Raw genomic sequence first — 16,869 nt, 5'->3', positions numbered from 1 at the left:
TTCATTGTACCTGCGGACCTATTAAATCAGCAGGCAGAGGATCCTTATATCAAATTGTAAAGAACAAACTAAAAATAAAAATCAAATAATATGAACATTTTAACAGAAACAAAAGCATTTTTTCCAGGTATTGAAAACATCAGATTTGAAGGCAAAGAAAGTAGAAACCCTATGGCATTCCGTTATTATGATGCTGATAGGATCGTGATGGGAAAACCAATGAAAGAGTGGATGCGTTTTGCAATGGCATGGTGGCATACCCTGTGTGCAGATGGAAGCGATCCGTTCGGCGGAGCAACGATTCATCATCCTTGGGATATTGGCCATGACGCAGTTTCCAGAGCCAAGCATAAAATGGACGCAGGTTTTGAATTCATGTCCAAAATAGGATTCCAATATTACTGCTTTCATGATGTAGATCTAGTTGCTCCGGCAGATAACTGGAAAGACTATGAAAAAAATCTTCAGGCTGTTGTAGAATATGCCAAAGAAAAACAAAAAGAGTCAGGGATCAAGCTTTTATGGGGAACAGCCAATGTTTTTACCCATGAAAGATATATGAACGGAGCTTCTACCAACCCAAATTTTGATGTGGTAGCCTGTGCAGGAACTCAGGTGAAAAATTCCATTGATGCAACTATCGCTCTTGGTGGCGAAAACTATGTGTTCTGGGGCGGCAGAGAAGGCTATATGAGCCTGCTGAATACCGAAATGAAAAGAGAAAAAGACCATCTGGCCCGCTTCCTTTCGATGTCCCGTGATTATGCCCGTAGTCAAGGCTTTAAGGGAACATTCCTTATTGAGCCAAAGCCGATGGAGCCAACCAAACATCAGTATGACTATGATTCTGAAACAGTGATTGGCTTTCTGAGACATTACGGTTTAGACAAAGATTTTAAGCTTAATATCGAAGTTAATCATGCTACCCTGGCAGGACATACGTTTGAGCATGAGCTTCAGGTAGCAGTTGACGCAGGCTTATTGGGAAGTATCGATGCCAATAGAGGAGATTACCAAAACGGATGGGATACAGATCAGTTTCCTGTTGACTACCGTGACCTTGCCCAGGCCTGGCTGGTACTTCTTCCGGCAGGAGGACTTGGAAATGGCGGTGTTAATTTTGATGCGAAGATCAGAAGAAATTCTACCGATCCGGAGGATTTATTTATCTCCCATATTTCTGGAATGGATGTTTTTGCTAAAGGATTATTAGTTGCTGCAGATATACTGGAAAACTCCGATTATAAAAAACTACGTACGGAGCGCTATGCTTCTTTTGACAGTGGTAACGGAAAAGCTTTTGAAGAAGGGAATCTTACACTGGAAGATCTTCAGAGAATTGCTCATGAGCTTGGTGAACCTCAGGCCAAAAGCGGAAAACAGGAATTGTTTGAAGCAATTGTGAACATGTATATCTAATAATTATAGAAGGCTTTCATTATAACACTAAGGATTTATTAATAGCCTTTCTATTAATGTAATATTAAAAATAATAATTATGAACAGATTTCATTTTGCTAAAACTAATAGGGCCGCGATATTTTTCGCCATGGTTCTGTTACCGTCAAGCTTAGCTTATTCTCAAAGTAAAAAAGATACTGTTGCCAAAGAAAATAAGATAGAGGAAGTTATTGTAATTGGATACGGTACACAGAAAAAAGAAGCAGTTACCGGGTCCGTATCATCCCTTGGCGGAACCGCTCTCAAAGAAGTTCCTTCAGCAAATATAACTGATGCAATACAAGGCCGTCTCCCAGGAGTTGATATTGGCAGAACCTCTACAAAACCTGGCGCTGTGCAACAGATCCGTATCAGAGGAGAACGTTCATTAACCGGCTCTAATGATCCCTTGATCGTATTGGATGGAATTCCTTTCGTAGGTTCTTTAGGAGATATCAGCCCGTCAGATATTAAAAGTTTAGACATTCTTAAAGATGCTTCTGCCACAGCGATTTATGGATCACGTGGTGCAAACGGAGTCATCTTAATAACAACAAACAGAGGATCAAAAGGTCAGAAAGCAAGATTTACCTATAACGGATATACTGGATTTCAGACTATTTTCTCTAAATATCCGGTAATGGATGGGCCTAAGTTTGCCAAATTACGTGCAGATGCCAAAATGTTTACCAACGCACAGGATGAGTTTAATGATATAAATACAGACTGGCAGGATAAATATTACGGTGTAGGATTAATGATGAACCATGATGTAGGGGTTACAGGAGGAAGCGAAAAAGGAAATTACAACTTTGGAGTAGCATATTTTCAGCAGAATGGAGTAGTCCCTTTGCAAAGCTATAAAAGACTTTCTATCAGAGGTTCCTTAGATCAGGAAATAAGTAAGTTTATAAAAGTAGGCTTCTCCACAAACTCCAACTTTTCTATCAATGACTTTAACGGTGTCAGCGGTGCGCCTATGTTAGGGTATTCACCATTGGTGAGTCCCTATAATGCCGATGGAAGCCCTAAGACTGTCATGTATAGTGCCATTGATCAGACTGCTCTCCAGACCAGAGGTATTCTCGAAAATCTAGGTGATGCTTATGCCGACCGTACTAATGCTTTCAGCTCTTACAATAACCTTTATGGGGAATTAAAAATACCAGGGGTTGAAGGTCTTAAATACAGGCTTAATGTTGGTCTTACCTACAGAAATTCGAATAGTGGGAGCTACACAGGAACAGGAATACTCAATGTAAATCCTGACACAGAATCTTCGGCGGGAATAGGAAACTCGCTGACAACACAATGGGTATTGGAAAATATCCTGTCTTATGATAGAACCTTTGGTAAACATAAAATTAGCGCAACAGCATTATATTCTGCAGAACAGACCAAGTACAACAGCTCGTACATATCAGCAAGGGATGTTCCGATTGATGCCTTTCAATACTTCAATTTAGGCCATGCACAAGGAGAGGTCACAATAGATCCGAATAACCAGGGATATTATAAAAGAGGTCTTATGTCTTTCATGGGAAGAGCCTTATACCAATATGACAACCGTTATATGTTGACAGCTACCGTACGGTCAGACGGAGCGTCAGTTTTAGCCAAAGGACACCAGTGGCATACCTATCCCGCGATTTCTGTTGGTTGGAATATTGCCAATGAAAATTTCCTTAAAGATTCAAAATATATCAATCTGCTTAAACTGAGAGCCGGTTTCGGACAAACTTCTAACCAGTCTGTAGGACCGTATACCACTTTTGGGAGCTTAAGTACTGTTCCTTATAATTTCGGTGATGAATTTGTTATCGGGAATTATGTAAACACGGCTTCAAATGCAAAATTGGGCTGGGAGTTTTCAAAAACCTGGAATTATGGGTTAGATTTCACTTTATTCAACAGAAGAATTAATGGTACCGTAGAATATTATATTACGAAGACAGAGCAATTATTATTAAGCAAAGGATTGCCGGCATCCAGCGGTTTAGGGTCCGTGACCGAGAACGTGGGAGCATCAGAAAATAAAGGTCTCGAAATATCACTTAATGCTGTTATTTTCGATAATCCTGACGGGTTTAGTTGGGAAGTTGGAGGTAATTTATATGCCAATAGGAATAAAATCACATCATTAGCTTCCGGAACTGATCGAAATGAGGGTAATTTATGGTTTGTGGGCCATAATATCAATGCCCTGTATGATTACCAGTATGTAGGCTTATGGCAGCATGGAGATCCTTATCTGAACGTGTTGGAGCCTGGAGGAAATGTGGGAATGATCAAAGTTTTATACACGGGTGGATATAATGCAGACGGAACTCCCGTTAGAGCTATCGGGCCGGCTGACAGGCAGATTATTGATACTAATCCGGATTTTATGGGAGGTTTCAATACAAGATTAGCATATAAAAACATTGACCTTAGTGTGGTTGGAGCATTTCAGAAAGGGGGAGTATTAATCAGCACATTATATGGCTCATCAGGATATCTCAACAGACTATCGGGAAGAGGAAACAATGTGGATGTTGATTACTGGACTGAGGAAAATCCAAACGTACGCTATCCGAAGCCGGGTGGAATGATGAGCGGAGATAATCCAAAATATGGCTCAACTTTAGGCCTATTTGACGGTTCTTATGTAAAGATCAGAACGATTACATTGGGTTACAATTTCAATAAAAATATTTTGGAAAATTTAGGAGTAAGCAGCCTGAGGCTATATGTTACAGTGCAGAATCCGTTTGTTTTCGGTTCTCCCTACTACAGAGAATCAGGTATGGATCCCGAGCCGAATTCAAGAGGAAACGAGAATCAGGCCGTAAATTCATACAAAAGCAATCAGTTAGTAATTGGTACAAATAATCCTTCTACAAGAAACTATATGATGGGGCTAAACCTAACCTTTTAAAAGAAAAATCATGATCAATTTAAATAAAAAATTTATCGCTGCTCTATTTTTAGCATCACTAACATTCAGTACAGGATGTAATGAGATATTGGATGAACAGCCAAGAGGCATATATACGCCGGAAGATTTTACAACAGAAAGAGGAATTACACAGGGAGTAACAGCATTGTATAGACAGATGCGAATGCTTTATGGGAACGGATACTTCTTAAACTCTACCATGACGGGTACTGATGAGGCGACCTGGGGAAAAGATGCAGACGGAAATTTTAAAGTATTGGATATGTCTAATAATGGCAATATCGACAGTTCAACTTTTCCAACAAGCATGGTGTGGGGATCTGTTTTTCCTGCCATCAATTCTGCAAATGGGGTTATACAAAACGGACCTTTAATCAATGTACCCGAAGCGCTGATTTCAGAAGCAAGATTTTTTAGATCATTTTATTATTTCTTACTGGTCCAGACCTATGGCGGTGCACCGCTGGATTTGGGATCAGGAGAGCTTAAATTCAATATTTCTCCAACCACCACTTCAGTAAGAAATACCGTTTCAGAAGTGTATACAAAAGCTATTTTTCCAGATTTAATCAAAGCCATTGATAACCTTCCCGCAAGCCCAAGGGTTACCGGTGGTGTTACCAAGAACGTTGCGAGATTATATCTTTCAAAAGCATATTTAACCTATGCCTGGTGGCTTCAAAACCCAAACAGTATTCCAACTTATCCTGAAACCGCAAGAACAGATCCTGACGGGCATAATGCCCAATGGTACTTCCAAAAAGCTTATGATATTGCATTAGACGGGATCAATAACCCTGGGCCTTATGCTTTGCAGCCTACCTATTACAATTTGAATGTAGGGTCAAATGACCGTAATAAAGAATGTATGCTTTATGCAGACCATACAGAAACAAGTGCTTATTATAATGAAGGTGTCATTCAGGCAAGTTATGGCGATGGATGGTCTCCAAATAATTTTGCCGCCTGGATGATGACTTGGAATTATCCTAATATCAGAAGCAGTACTTCCAGTACATCCTGGTCTGCTGTCAGCTCAGTACAAAGAGCAGCGGCTCAGGATCTAGGACGCCCGTGGACACGTATGGCCCCTACCATCGAAGTGATTAAAAACACATTTGCAGACAAAACAAATGACTCCAGATATGACGGAACATTCGTTACCACTTACCGTGGAAACTGGGACAAGGCAGGAATGACGCAGACTACCTTGTATAACGCCAATAATCTTCCCGTGCATCCAGGTGAAGCCATTTTAACCTTCCTTAATGATGATTCTGTATCACCAACATATTCCTCCAACGCTGGAAATAGTAATATTGGAGCAGGCACACTTCCGGGAAGAGCAGACTGGGTAATTGCACCAAATGGTATCAGCAGAGTAGTATATCCGGGTATATGGAAAATCGGAACATACCGTACAGATAATGGCAATGGTTTAGGATATCCAAACCCGAGTTTAACCCGTCCGTTTGTAGCTGCTAAATTTTCAGAATTTTATTTCTTAGCAGCTGAGGCAGCAGTTAAAGGTGCTTCCGGATCTGTTAGTGCCAGAGATCTGATTAACGTAATCAGAGCAAGAGCCGGAAAGTGGGTCTGGAGTGTTAGTGGAAACATGGCAAAAGTACAGGATAACAGTGCTGCAATGATTGCTGCTACACCTAATACCATTACTATAGATTACATTCTGGCAGAAAGGTCCCGGGAATATTATGGCGAAGGATACAGATGGTATGACCTTGTACGCACGCAGAAATGGGAAGAATATGCAGCTACTTACAAAATTGCAGGGACTGCTTATGGGGATCATAATCCTCAGACTGTAACCCGTAATATTCAGAAATTCCATTATCTGAGACCTATTCCGCAGGGACAGCTTGATGCGATGGAAGTTTCTGCAGATATCAAGGCTAAATACCAAAATCCCGGTTACAATTAATAGACATACACATTCATGTTAACAGACAAAGTAGATGTATCTATTGCATCTGCTTTGTTTTAATGAAAAATAAAATTTATGGAAAAAACATGGCGCTGGTTTGGTAAAAAAGACAAAATACAGTTAAATATGCTCCGTCAGATCGGTGTGGAAGGTATTGTTTCCGCATTGCATGATATTCCGAACGGGGAGGTTTGGTCATTAGATGCAATCAATGACTATAAAAATTATATAGAAAGTTTCGGACTTCGCTGGTCTGTCGTAGAAAGTCTGGCCGTAAGTGAAGCCATAAAATATGGAGGGGAAAACAGAGATCAGTTAATAGAAAACTACATCAAAAGTCTTGAAAATCTGGGAAAGGCAGGCATTACAACGGTTTGTTACAACTTTATGCCGGTCCTGGACTGGGCTCGTACAGATTTGTTTTATCAGTGGGAAGACGGCTCGTCATCACTGTACTTTGATAAAGCCAAATTTGCTTATTTTGAAATTCATCTTCTGCAGAGAAAAGGTGCAGAAAACGACTATAATTCAGAGACCCTTCAAAAAGTAGAACAATTAAAGAATATTTTAACGGAAGAAGATAATAATGATTTAATAGATTCAATTATTGTAAAAACACAGGGGTTTGTTAATGGAAATATCAAGGAAGGAGATCAGAATCCAGTGGCTATTTTCAAAAGTTTATTATCATTATATGATGGAATTGATAAACATCAGCTTCGCCAAAATATGAGATATTTCCTTGAAAAAATAATGCCTGTCTGCGAAAAATGGAACATCCAGATGTGTGTGCATCCCGATGATCCGCCATTTTCATTGTTGGGTTTACCTAGAATCGTGACCAATGAAGAAGATATCGACTGGATCTTAAACGCTGTCGATAATCCTCACAACGGACTCACATTCTGCACAGGTTCTTTAAGTGCAGGCCTTCAAAATGATGTTCCAAAGCTTGCTCAAAAATATGCCCACCGGACAAAATTTGTCCATTTAAGAAGTACCAGTGTTTTTGAAAACGGTGATTTTATAGAAGCGCACCATTTGGGTGGAAGAGGAAAACTGATTGAAGTAATCAAAATCTTTGAAAAAGAAAACTCTGATTTACCAATGCGCGTGGACCACGGAAGATTATTAACGGACGATATTGACAAAGGCTATAATCCCGGATATTCATTTTTAGGAAGAATGCTTGCTTTAGGACAAATTGAAGGAGTAATAGCAGCCGTACAAAACGAACTTTCAAATTAATAATGAAGAAGAGTCTGAAGGGTAAAATACTATCATTATAATTCAACATAGATCGATTATAAAATTATGAACGAAATATTCAGCATAAAAGATAAAGTAGCAGTCATTACAGGTGCTTCTGGGGTATTGGGAGGAAGTTTGGCCAAAAGTTTCACTGAAGCCGGAGCAAAAGTTGTTGCATTGGGAAGGAATCAACAGACATTAGACGCAAGAGTAAAAGAACTGACAGATTTAGGCGGCGATGCATTCGCTGTGGAAGCCAATGTAATGAACATTGAAAGTCTGGAATCTGCATCAAAAAAAATCCTCAAAAAATATGGTAAAATCGATATTCTTCTCAATATCGCCGGTGGAAATATTCCTGCGGCAACATTAGCTCCCGGCCAATCCTTTTTCGACCTGAAAATGGAAGCCTGGAACGAAGTAACCGATTTAAACATCAACGGAACGGTTTACCCAAGCTATGCCTTTGGGAAAGTAATGACAGAACAGGGAAGCGGAAGTATTGTGAATATCTCCTCAATGGCAGCGTATTCCGCAATCACAAGAGTGGCAGGATATTCCGCAGCCAAATCCGCAATCACCAATTTTACACAATGGCTCGCTTCCGATTTGGCTTTGAAATATGGAGATAAAATCCGTGTTAATGCTATTGCTCCGGGATTTTTTATCGGAGATCAAAACCGGGCAATTTTATTAAATCCGGATGGCTCTTTAACTGACAGAAGCAAAAAGGTAATTGCTAAAACACCAATGGGACGTTTTGGAAATGCTGATGAACTCAACGGTGCCGTCCAGTTTCTATGTTCAGATGCTGCAAGTTTTATTACTGGTGCACTACTTCCTGTGGATGGTGGTTTCAGTGCATTTAGTGGTGTTTAGATGAATATTATTAACCCATCGAAAGAATGAAAAATTCCGTCATCAGAACTAAAACAATTTAATCAAAACTAAATGCAGGCTCCTAAAAACCGCAATATAAGATGGTTTATGCTGTCTTTGGTATTTCTCGCTACCACCATCAACTATCTCGACCGTCAGGTAATGGGATTACTGAAACCTGTTCTTGAAAAAGAGTTCAGCTGGGACGAAAAAGATTACAGCTATATCGTCATGGCGTTTACCACCACGTATGCTATCGGATATCTTGCGATGGGAAGATTTATCGACCGGGTAGGAACCAAAATTGGTTATGCCGTTTCGTTGATTGTCTGGAGTTTAGCTTCGATAGGACATGGTTTTGTGAAAAGCACGGTTGGATTTTTAATTGCAAGAAGCACACTTGGAATCAGCGAAGCAGGAAATTTTCCGGCAGCAATAAAATCGGTGGCAGAATGGTTTCCGAAAAAAGAAAGAGCGTTGGCAACAGGGATCTTCAACTCCGGAGCTACGGTGGGAGCTATTTTAGCACCACTTCTTGTACCATTCATTCTTGGACATTACGGATGGCGGGAAACCTTCGTATGGATTGGGGCTTTAGGTTTATTATGGATTGTCCTTTGGTGGAAATTCTATAAAATTCCCGAAAAAACGAAAAACCTGAGCCAGGAAGAATTACAGTATATCAAAAGTGATCAGGATGGGAAAACACAGGAACAGTCCAAAGTTCCGTTATCAGAATTATTAAAATACAAAGTAACCTGGTCTTTTGCCATAGGAAAAATCCTTACAGACCCGATCTGGTATTTCTTTATGTTCTGGCTGCCTGCTTATTTTGCAGATGTGTTCAAAATGGATTTAACGAAACCTTCCATCCCGTTGATTATTATCTACAGCGGAACAACGATTGGAAGTATTGGTGGCGGTTATCTTTCTTCATTTTTAATTAAAAAAGGTTGGGCAATCGGAAGAGCGAGAAGCTTCACGATGCTGCTTTTTGCATTGATGGTCGTTCCTGTAATGTTCTCAAAATATGTAGACAATATGTGGCTCATTACCATTATCATTGCTCTGGCAACGGCAGCACATCAGGGTTGGGGAGCCAATCTGATGACAACTGTGGGAGATAGATTGCCTAATAATTATGTAAGTTCTGTGATAGGCTTTGGCGGTATGCTAGGTTCAGCAGCCGGAATTATTTTCCCGCTTTTCATCGGAATTGTCTTAGACACATTCAAGAAAGCTGGAAATATCAACGGTGGATACAATATTATATTTTTTATAGCCGGTATCTCTTATGTTGCTGCCTGGAGTATTATTTGGTTTATCAACAGAAGAAAAGCAGTTTAAAAGATCAAAATTCATGTGGAAAACTTAATTAAAAATTAAATAATAATCTAAAAATATACTATGAGACAGAGAATAATGAATCCGATTTTTTTAAGAAATAAACTCAATTTTGTGACGGTGATTTCTTTACTTTCCTTAAGTAATTTTTCAGCACAGACTTTTTCAGACTTTTCCTACCGTGGAAATGATAAAATATATACAAACAATCCGTTAAAAGAAGACGAATTTTATTCTCCTATTCTTCAGGGATGTTATCCGGACCCGAGTATTACCAGAAAAGGAGAAGATTATTATCTGGTGAATTCTTCATTTTCAATGTTTCCGGGTGTTCCTATTTTCACTTCAAAAGATTTGGTGAACTGGAAGCAGGTAGGGCACGTTCTCGATCGTCCGTCACAGCTTAAAGTAGAAAAATCCGGTGTTTCACAGGGAATTTATGCACCTGATATTAAATATAACAAATACAACGATACTTTTTACATGATTACCACTCAGATTGCCAGTGGAATTGGTAATATGGTTGTGAAAACCAAAGATCCGGCAAAAGGCTGGAGTGAAGTACAGAAACTGAATTTCGATGGTATTGACCCTTCGATTTTCTTTGATGATAATGGAAAAGCATACATCGTTCACAATGATGCTCCTCCAAAGGGAACCGAGCAATACAACGGTCACCGTGTGATTAAAATCTGGGATTATGACCTGGAAAAAGATCAGGTTGTCGCAGGATCAGATAAAATTATTGTAAACGGCGGTGTAGACCTTTCCCAAAAACCAATCTGGATAGAAGGTCCGCATTTGTATAAAAAGAACGGGAAGTATTACCTGATGTGCGCAGAAGGCGGAACCGGCGGTAATCATAGCGAAGTTATCTTTATGGCTGATTCTCCGAAAGGTCCTTTCATTCCGGCATCCAACAATCCGATTTTGACCCAAAGATATTTCCCGAAAGATCGAAAAGATAAGGTGGATTGGGCAGGTCATGCAGACCTTGTGGAAACTCCTGAAGGAAAATATTACGGTGTCTTTTTGGCCATTCGCCCTAATGTAAACAACAGGGTAAACAGTGGTCGTGAGACTTTCATTCTTCCCGCTGACTGGAGTGGAAAATACCCTGTTTTTGAAAACGGTCTGGTTCCGATGAAACCAAAATTAAAACTGCCGGAAGGTGTAAAAAACCAGACTGGGCAAAACGGCTTTTTCCCTAATGGTAATTTTACCTTTACAGACAAGCTTAACGGTAAAAACCTGGATTACCGATGGATTGCGATGCGAGGCCCAAGGGAGAACTTTATTAGCACCGTAAAAAACGGAGTGAAAATAACCCCCTTTGACACCAATATTAAAGCATTGGCTCCCATTTCAGCTTTATTTCATAGGTTGCAGCACGAAGATTTTGAAACTTCTGTAACGCTGGATTTTAAGCCTAAATCTGAAAAAGAATTAGCCGGAATTACCTGCTATCAGAGCGAAAGATTCAATTATGTTTTTGGAATCACAAAAAAGGATAAAGAGTTCTACATTGTTTTGGAAAGAACAGAAAAAGGAGAATCAAAACTGATTGCCAGTGAAAAAATTTCACTTTCAAAAACTGTCAAATTACAGGTAGTTGGTGAAAAAGATGATCATCTTTTTAATTACTCTCTGGATGGTAAAAACTTCAGAAATCTTGGAGGCCCTGTTTCCGGAGACATACTTTCTACAGATGTGGCAGGAGGTTTTACCGGAAGCTTGATTGGGCTGTACAGCACTTCGTCTAACGATATTGTACCTGATTAATGTAGTTCGAGCAGTTAGTTTATAATGATAATCACAGGGAAATCATCAATAGGAACGGGCTTTAGCCCGTTCAATAAAGAAAAAATCAAAACAGGCTTTAGCCAAAACACTGAGCTTGTAGAAGTGTCTCTTAAATTGTAAAAATTAAATAACCATCAAACATTGAGATTTTGAAAATTAATAACACATTTTATATAGTTTCTTTTTGCGGATTTATCGGGCTGAATCTCCTTTCGGCCCAGGTAAATCCTGCTCAGAAACAGCAGACGACAGCGTTTACTAATCCAATCATTTGGGCAGATGCGCCGGATTTGTCGGTGACCAGAAACGGCAATGATTTTTATCTTATCACCACCACCATGCATCTTATGCCGGGAGCACCGGTAATGCATTCCAAAGACCTTGTGCATTGGGAAATGGCAAGCTATGTTTTTAATACACTGAATGATAATTCCAAATATGATCTGTTGAATGGTACGGTTTACGGTCGCGGACAGTGGGCTTCGTCCATCCGTTATCACAAGGGAAAATATTATGTTTTGTTCTCCCCGAATGACGAACCTTTTAAATCTTATTTCTACGTAACAGATAATCCTGAAAAAGGAGGCTGGAAGCTTATTACCAGAACCAGACATTTTCATGATGCCTCTCTGTTTTTTGATGATGATGACAGGGTGTATGTCTTTACTTCCAATAAAGTTTTTGAATTAAGTCCTGATTTTAAGCAAGTCATCGGAAATTCTGAAGGAACGGAAGTTTTTCAAAAAGATTCCTCCGAAACCGGCTTACTGGAAGGCAATCAGATCATCAAAAGAAACGGGAAATACTATATGATGATGATTTCCTGGCCAAGAAATGAAAAACGCAGGCAGGTAGTCTACAGAGCGGATAAAGTGACGGGTCCTTACGAGAAAAAAGTAGTTCTGGAAGATAATTTTTTAGGATTTTCTTATGCCGGGCAAGGCGCTTTGATTGATGATAAAAAAGGTAACTGGTATTCGCTTATTTTCCAGGACAGAGGCGGAGTGGGGCGTGTCCCGATTCTCCTTCCTGTACGGTGGGAAAATGACTGGCCGGTTTTGGGTGACAACGGAAAAATACCTTTACATGGCGAAGTTCCGCTTCCTCCGTTTAAATCGAAAAATAATATTGTGGAAAGTGATGAATTTTCAGATAAAAAATTAAAAATCCAGTGGCAATGGAACCATAATCCTGTGAATGAAGCCTGGTCTTTATCTGAAAGAAAAGGATTTTTGAGGCTGAAAACCAGTAGAATTACAGATAATATTTACGCAGCTCCGAATACTTTAACCCAAAGAATGACCGGTCCGAAATCCGCAGCAGTGGTTGCGTTAGATGTAAAAGGGATGAAAGACGGTGATATTGCTGGATTCAGTGCATTTAATGGTGACTCGGGAATACTAGCTGTTGTAAAGGAAGGAAATCAAAAATTTATTACGTTTTCTACCAATGAAGTCAGTCTTGATAATAAAACAAAAGCTATCACAAATGTAAAAAAAGAAGAAAAAAAACGCATTCCATTGAATTCGGATAAAGTTTTTCTTCGTATTGAGGCAGATTTTAACCTTGGAAAAGATTTGGCGGATCTTTCTTACAGTACAGATCAGAAGAACTGGACGGTTATGGAAAAAGGCTATAAAATGATTTTCGATTATAGAAGGTTATTTATGGGGTCAAAATTTGCGATTTTCAATTATGCAGCCAAAAATACAGGAGGTTTTGTAGATGTAGATTTTTTCAGAATTACAGATTCTTCAGCCATAAAATAAATATTTTAGAATACTATTAAAAATAATTTCAAAGGATTTTATTTTTTTATCTAAATTAATAAGTGTAAAAAATACAAATAAAAGATTTATGAAAAATTCAGTTGTATTAGCATTAGGTTTTGTTTTGTCAGGAATGTTTATTTCTGCCCAAACAATTGAAAAACAGGCGCCACAGGGCTTTGATATTGAAAAAAAAGAGATTCCCCATGGGAAAATTGATACTGTAACATATGAATCAAAAACGGTGGGAACTCAGAGAAGAGTTCTGGTCTACACGTCACCCGGTTTTAAAAAAGGAAATAAATATCCCGTTTTATACCTTCTTCACGGCATCGGCGGTGATGAAAAGGAATGGTTTCGAAACGGTATGCCCCAGATTATTCTTGATAATCTCTATGCACAGGGAAAAATAACGCCAATGATTGTCGTTTTGCCTAATGGGAGGGCGATGAAAGACGACAGGGCAACAGGAGATATTATGGCAAAAGATAAGGTGGAAGCATTCGCAACTTTTGAAAAAGATTTGTTGAACGACCTTATTCCGTTTATTGAAAAGAAATATCCGGTTAAAAAGGATAGGGCGGACAGGGCAATTGCCGGATTGTCAATGGGAGGTGGCCAAAGCCTGAATTTCGGATTGGGAAATATTGACAAATTTGCTTGGGTAGGAGGATTTTCATCTGCTCCGAATACAAAAGAACCTCAGCAATTGCTTCCAAATCCTGAAAAAGCCAAAGAATTAAAGCTTCTCTGGATTTCCTGCGGCGATCAGGACCGTTTGATGCCTTTCAGCAAAAGAACCCACGCTTATCTTACAGCAAATAAAATACCTCACATTTTCTACGTAGAACCCGGCGGCCATGATTTTAAAGTCTGGAAAAATGACTTATATCTGTTTTCTCAGTTGCTTTTTAAGCCTGTGGATCAGGAGAAAATGAATAGTTTTTTGAAATTAGATTAAAAGAAATCTCAGAAACTGATCTTTAAGTTTCAATTCAATCCATCAATCACAAAAATGAATTTCAGAAAAATAAACATAAAAGCTTTTATTGTTACGATTGTAATAATATCCGGAGCACAAAATAATATCAATGCGCAGTCTTACAAAAAGACGGATACAGGCGTGAGTTTTTCTGCGGATAAAATGAATGTGGAAGTGAAGCTTTACGGATCGCACACCATAAGAATTATTAAATATCCTGCGGGAAAATCATTTGTAAAAAACAGTCTGTCTGTTATCAAACAAGAACAGAAAATAAAATTCTCCGTTACAGAAAGTAAAGATTTTTTATTGTTAAAAACCAATGGTTTACAACTTTCTATCAATACAAAAAACGGAGAGATTGCTTATAAAACATTATCAGGAAAAGAACTTGTCAAAGAAAACGGAAGTGATTTCAAACCCTTTAATGATGCAGGAAATCCGGCTTATTCTGTAACTCAGTCTTTTCAGTTGGAAAAGGATGAACCGATTTATGGGCTGGGAATTCTCCAGAACGGAAAATTATCCCAACGGAATCAGAACATACGAATGGTACAGAATAATACCTGGGATTTTGTGCCTTTCTTCCAGTCTGTAAAAGGATATGGCATTTTTTGGGACAATTATTCTCCTACTCAGTTTACGGATAATGATCAGAAAACATCTTTTGCTTCCGAAGTGGGAGACGGGGTGGATTATTATTTCATGTATGGCGGAAATGCCGATGGTGTGATAGCAGCAATGCGCGATCTTACGGGAAATGTCCCAATGTTTCCGTTATGGACGTACGGCTACTGGCAAAGTAAGGAACGCTACAAAAGTCAGGGTGAAATTGTGGATGTCGTTAAAAAATACCGTGATCTGAAAGTCCCTTTGGATGGAATCATTCAGGATTGGCAATATTGGGGGAACAATTACCAGTGGAATGCAATGGATTTCATAAGTCCTGATTTTCCTGATGCCAAAAAGATGCTCAATGATATTCACGGGTTAAATGCACACCTTTCTGTATCTATCTGGTCTTCATTCGGGCCAATGACGAACCAGTATCGTGAAATGGGTCCTAAAGGAATGCTTTTCAATTTCAAAACCTGGCCGGAATCCGGAAGGGAAAGCTGGCCTCCGGACATGAATTATCCTTCCGGAGTGCGTGTTTATGATGCTTACAATCCCGAAGCCAGAGATATTTACTGGAAATATCTGAATAAAGGAGTTTTCAGTCTGGGTGTAGATTCCTGGTGGATGGATTCTACCGAACCAGACCATCTGAGCCAGAAGCCGGAAGATTTAGATACAAAAACATATCTGGGTTCGTTCAGAAAGGTTAGAAATGCGTATCCGTTAATGGCTGTTGGTGGTGTTTATGATCATCAGCGTGCGACAACAATCGATAAAAGGGTTTTTATTTTAACAAGATCTGCATTCGCGGGACAGCAGCGTTATGGAGCCAATACATGGTCGGGGGATGTCAATTCTTCCTGGGAATCATTGCGTAATCAGGTTCCGGCCGGTTTAAATTTTTCTATGACCGGAAATCCTAATTTTAACTCTGATATAGGAGGATTCTTTGCCGGAACGTATAAAAAAGGCTGGAGCGAGAGTTCGGGATCAAAAAATCCGATGTTTCAGGAGCTGTATGTTCGCTGGCTGCAATATGGAACCTTCACACCGATGATGCGTTCGCATGGAACCGACGTGCCTAGAGAAATCTATCAGTTTGGAAAAAAAGGGGATGTAGTGTATGATGCTGTGGAGAAGTTCATCAGGTTAAGATATAGTTTGCTGCCTTATATTTATTCCGTTTCGTGGGATGTTTCCAAAAACCAGTCGAGTTTTATGAGAGCGCTTGCAATGGATTTTAAGGAAGATAAAAAAGCTTGGGATATCAACAACGAATATATGTTTGGAAAATCTTTTCTGGTGGCTCCTGTACTGAATGCCCAATACACCCCGGAAAAAATAGTGAAGACCGATGAACATAACGGATGGGCCAAAAAAGAGGAAAAAGGACCTTCTGTTGAGAACGTTGATTTCACACAGAATAAAACCATGAAAGTATATCTTCCGTCCGGTTCTGAATGGTACGACTACTGGACCAATACAAAGCACAAAGGCGGACAGGAAATCGAAAAAACAGTCAATATCCAAAACATTCCATTGTATGTAAAAGCCGGAAGTATAATTCCTTTCGGGCCTGATGTACAATATGCTACAGAGAAAAAATGGGATCATTTAATTCTGAAAATATATCCGGGTTCGGATGCGGATTTTGTCTTATACGAAGATGAATTCGACAATTACAACTACGAAAAAGGCGACTATACTGAAATTCCAATGCATTGGGATAATAAATCCAGTACACTAACCATTGGCAACCGCAAAGGAAAATACACGGGAATGCTTGAAAAAAGAACTTTTACAGTAAATCTTCCAGACGGCCAGCAGAAAACAATAACCTATTCCGGGGAAAAGATTAAAATATTTATGAATTAAGTATTTGGTTAATAAATTATTACATGTT

At 39.3% G+C, this 16,869-nt stretch carries 10 protein-coding genes; all 10 read left to right on the top strand.

Annotation, left to right across the window (positions count from 1 at the left end; translation table 11 throughout):
* Positions 1–90 precede the first annotated feature (90 nt).
* The 10 genes from xylA to J2T03_RS03630 all read left to right on the top strand — a co-directional run bounded on the left by xylA (position 91) and on the right by J2T03_RS03630 (position 16,841).
* Entirely contained in the window at positions 91–1,419 is a 1,329-nt protein-coding gene (xylA, locus tag J2T03_RS03675) for a xylose isomerase (protein ID WP_306842411.1), read from the top strand.
* A 79-nt stretch (positions 1,420–1,498) separates the two neighbouring features.
* Complete coding sequence (locus tag J2T03_RS03670) at positions 1,499–4,357, top strand: SusC/RagA family TonB-linked outer membrane protein (protein ID WP_307209507.1); 2,859 nt, start codon at positions 1,499–1,501, stop codon at positions 4,355–4,357.
* Between the two features lie 10 nt (positions 4,358–4,367).
* A complete protein-coding gene (locus J2T03_RS03665) occupies positions 4,368–6,317 on the top strand; it encodes a RagB/SusD family nutrient uptake outer membrane protein (protein WP_307209505.1) in 1,950 nt (649 codons plus the stop codon).
* A gap of 78 nt (positions 6,318–6,395) precedes the next feature.
* The gene (uxuA, locus tag J2T03_RS03660; protein ID WP_307209504.1) at positions 6,396–7,568 is read left to right on the top strand and encodes a mannonate dehydratase; all 1,173 of its coding nucleotides are present in this window, start codon (positions 6,396–6,398) and stop codon (positions 7,566–7,568) included.
* A gap of 66 nt (positions 7,569–7,634) precedes the next feature.
* Entirely contained in the window at positions 7,635–8,450 is an 816-nt protein-coding gene (locus J2T03_RS03655; RefSeq protein WP_306842419.1) for an SDR family oxidoreductase, read from the top strand.
* A 72-nt stretch (positions 8,451–8,522) separates the two neighbouring features.
* On the top strand, positions 8,523–9,797 hold the full coding sequence (locus J2T03_RS03650) for an MFS transporter (RefSeq protein WP_307209502.1): 1,275 nt from the start codon (positions 8,523–8,525) through the stop codon (positions 9,795–9,797).
* Positions 9,798–9,857: 60 nt separating this feature from the next.
* Complete coding sequence (locus J2T03_RS03645) at positions 9,858–11,576, top strand: glycoside hydrolase family 43 protein (RefSeq protein WP_307209500.1); 1,719 nt, start codon at positions 9,858–9,860, stop codon at positions 11,574–11,576.
* Between the two features lie 170 nt (positions 11,577–11,746).
* Positions 11,747–13,366, top strand: a complete 1,620-nt coding sequence (locus J2T03_RS03640) for a glycoside hydrolase family 43 protein (RefSeq protein WP_307209499.1) — start codon at positions 11,747–11,749, stop codon at positions 13,364–13,366.
* 88 nt (positions 13,367–13,454) lie between these two features.
* Positions 13,455–14,327 carry an alpha/beta hydrolase gene (locus J2T03_RS03635; protein ID WP_307209498.1) on the top strand — a complete coding sequence of 291 codons (873 nt, stop codon included), beginning with the start codon at positions 13,455–13,457 and terminating at the stop codon, positions 14,325–14,327.
* 54 nt (positions 14,328–14,381) lie between these two features.
* Positions 14,382–16,841 carry a glycoside hydrolase family 31 protein gene (locus J2T03_RS03630; RefSeq protein WP_307209496.1) on the top strand — a complete coding sequence of 820 codons (2,460 nt, stop codon included), beginning with the start codon at positions 14,382–14,384 and terminating at the stop codon, positions 16,839–16,841.
* Positions 16,842–16,869 lie beyond the last annotated feature (28 nt).

The sequence above is a fragment of the Chryseobacterium lathyri genome (genome assembly GCF_030812195.1).
Lineage (GTDB): Bacteria > Bacteroidota > Bacteroidia > Flavobacteriales > Weeksellaceae > Chryseobacterium > Chryseobacterium lathyri_A.
This window is presented reverse-complemented; position numbering and strand designations above follow the sequence as displayed.

Bases quoted from the DNA above. Each gene is read 5' to 3' on its own strand.
- xylA (WP_306842411.1), top strand. From the start codon at position 91: ATGAACATTTTAACAGAAACAAAAGCATTTTTTCCAGGTATTGAAAAC.
- J2T03_RS03670 (WP_307209507.1), top strand. From the start codon at position 1,499: ATGAACAGATTTCATTTTGCTAAAACTAATAGGGCCGCGATATTTTTC.
- J2T03_RS03665 (WP_307209505.1), top strand. From the start codon at position 4,368: ATGATCAATTTAAATAAAAAATTTATCGCTGCTCTATTTTTAGCATCA.
- uxuA (WP_307209504.1), top strand. From the start codon at position 6,396: ATGGAAAAAACATGGCGCTGGTTTGGTAAAAAAGACAAAATACAGTTA.
- J2T03_RS03655 (WP_306842419.1), top strand. From the start codon at position 7,635: ATGAACGAAATATTCAGCATAAAAGATAAAGTAGCAGTCATTACAGGT.
- J2T03_RS03650 (WP_307209502.1), top strand. From the start codon at position 8,523: ATGCAGGCTCCTAAAAACCGCAATATAAGATGGTTTATGCTGTCTTTG.
- J2T03_RS03645 (WP_307209500.1), top strand. From the start codon at position 9,858: ATGAGACAGAGAATAATGAATCCGATTTTTTTAAGAAATAAACTCAAT.
- J2T03_RS03635 (WP_307209498.1), top strand. From the start codon at position 13,455: ATGAAAAATTCAGTTGTATTAGCATTAGGTTTTGTTTTGTCAGGAATG.
- J2T03_RS03630 (WP_307209496.1), top strand. From the start codon at position 14,382: ATGAATTTCAGAAAAATAAACATAAAAGCTTTTATTGTTACGATTGTA.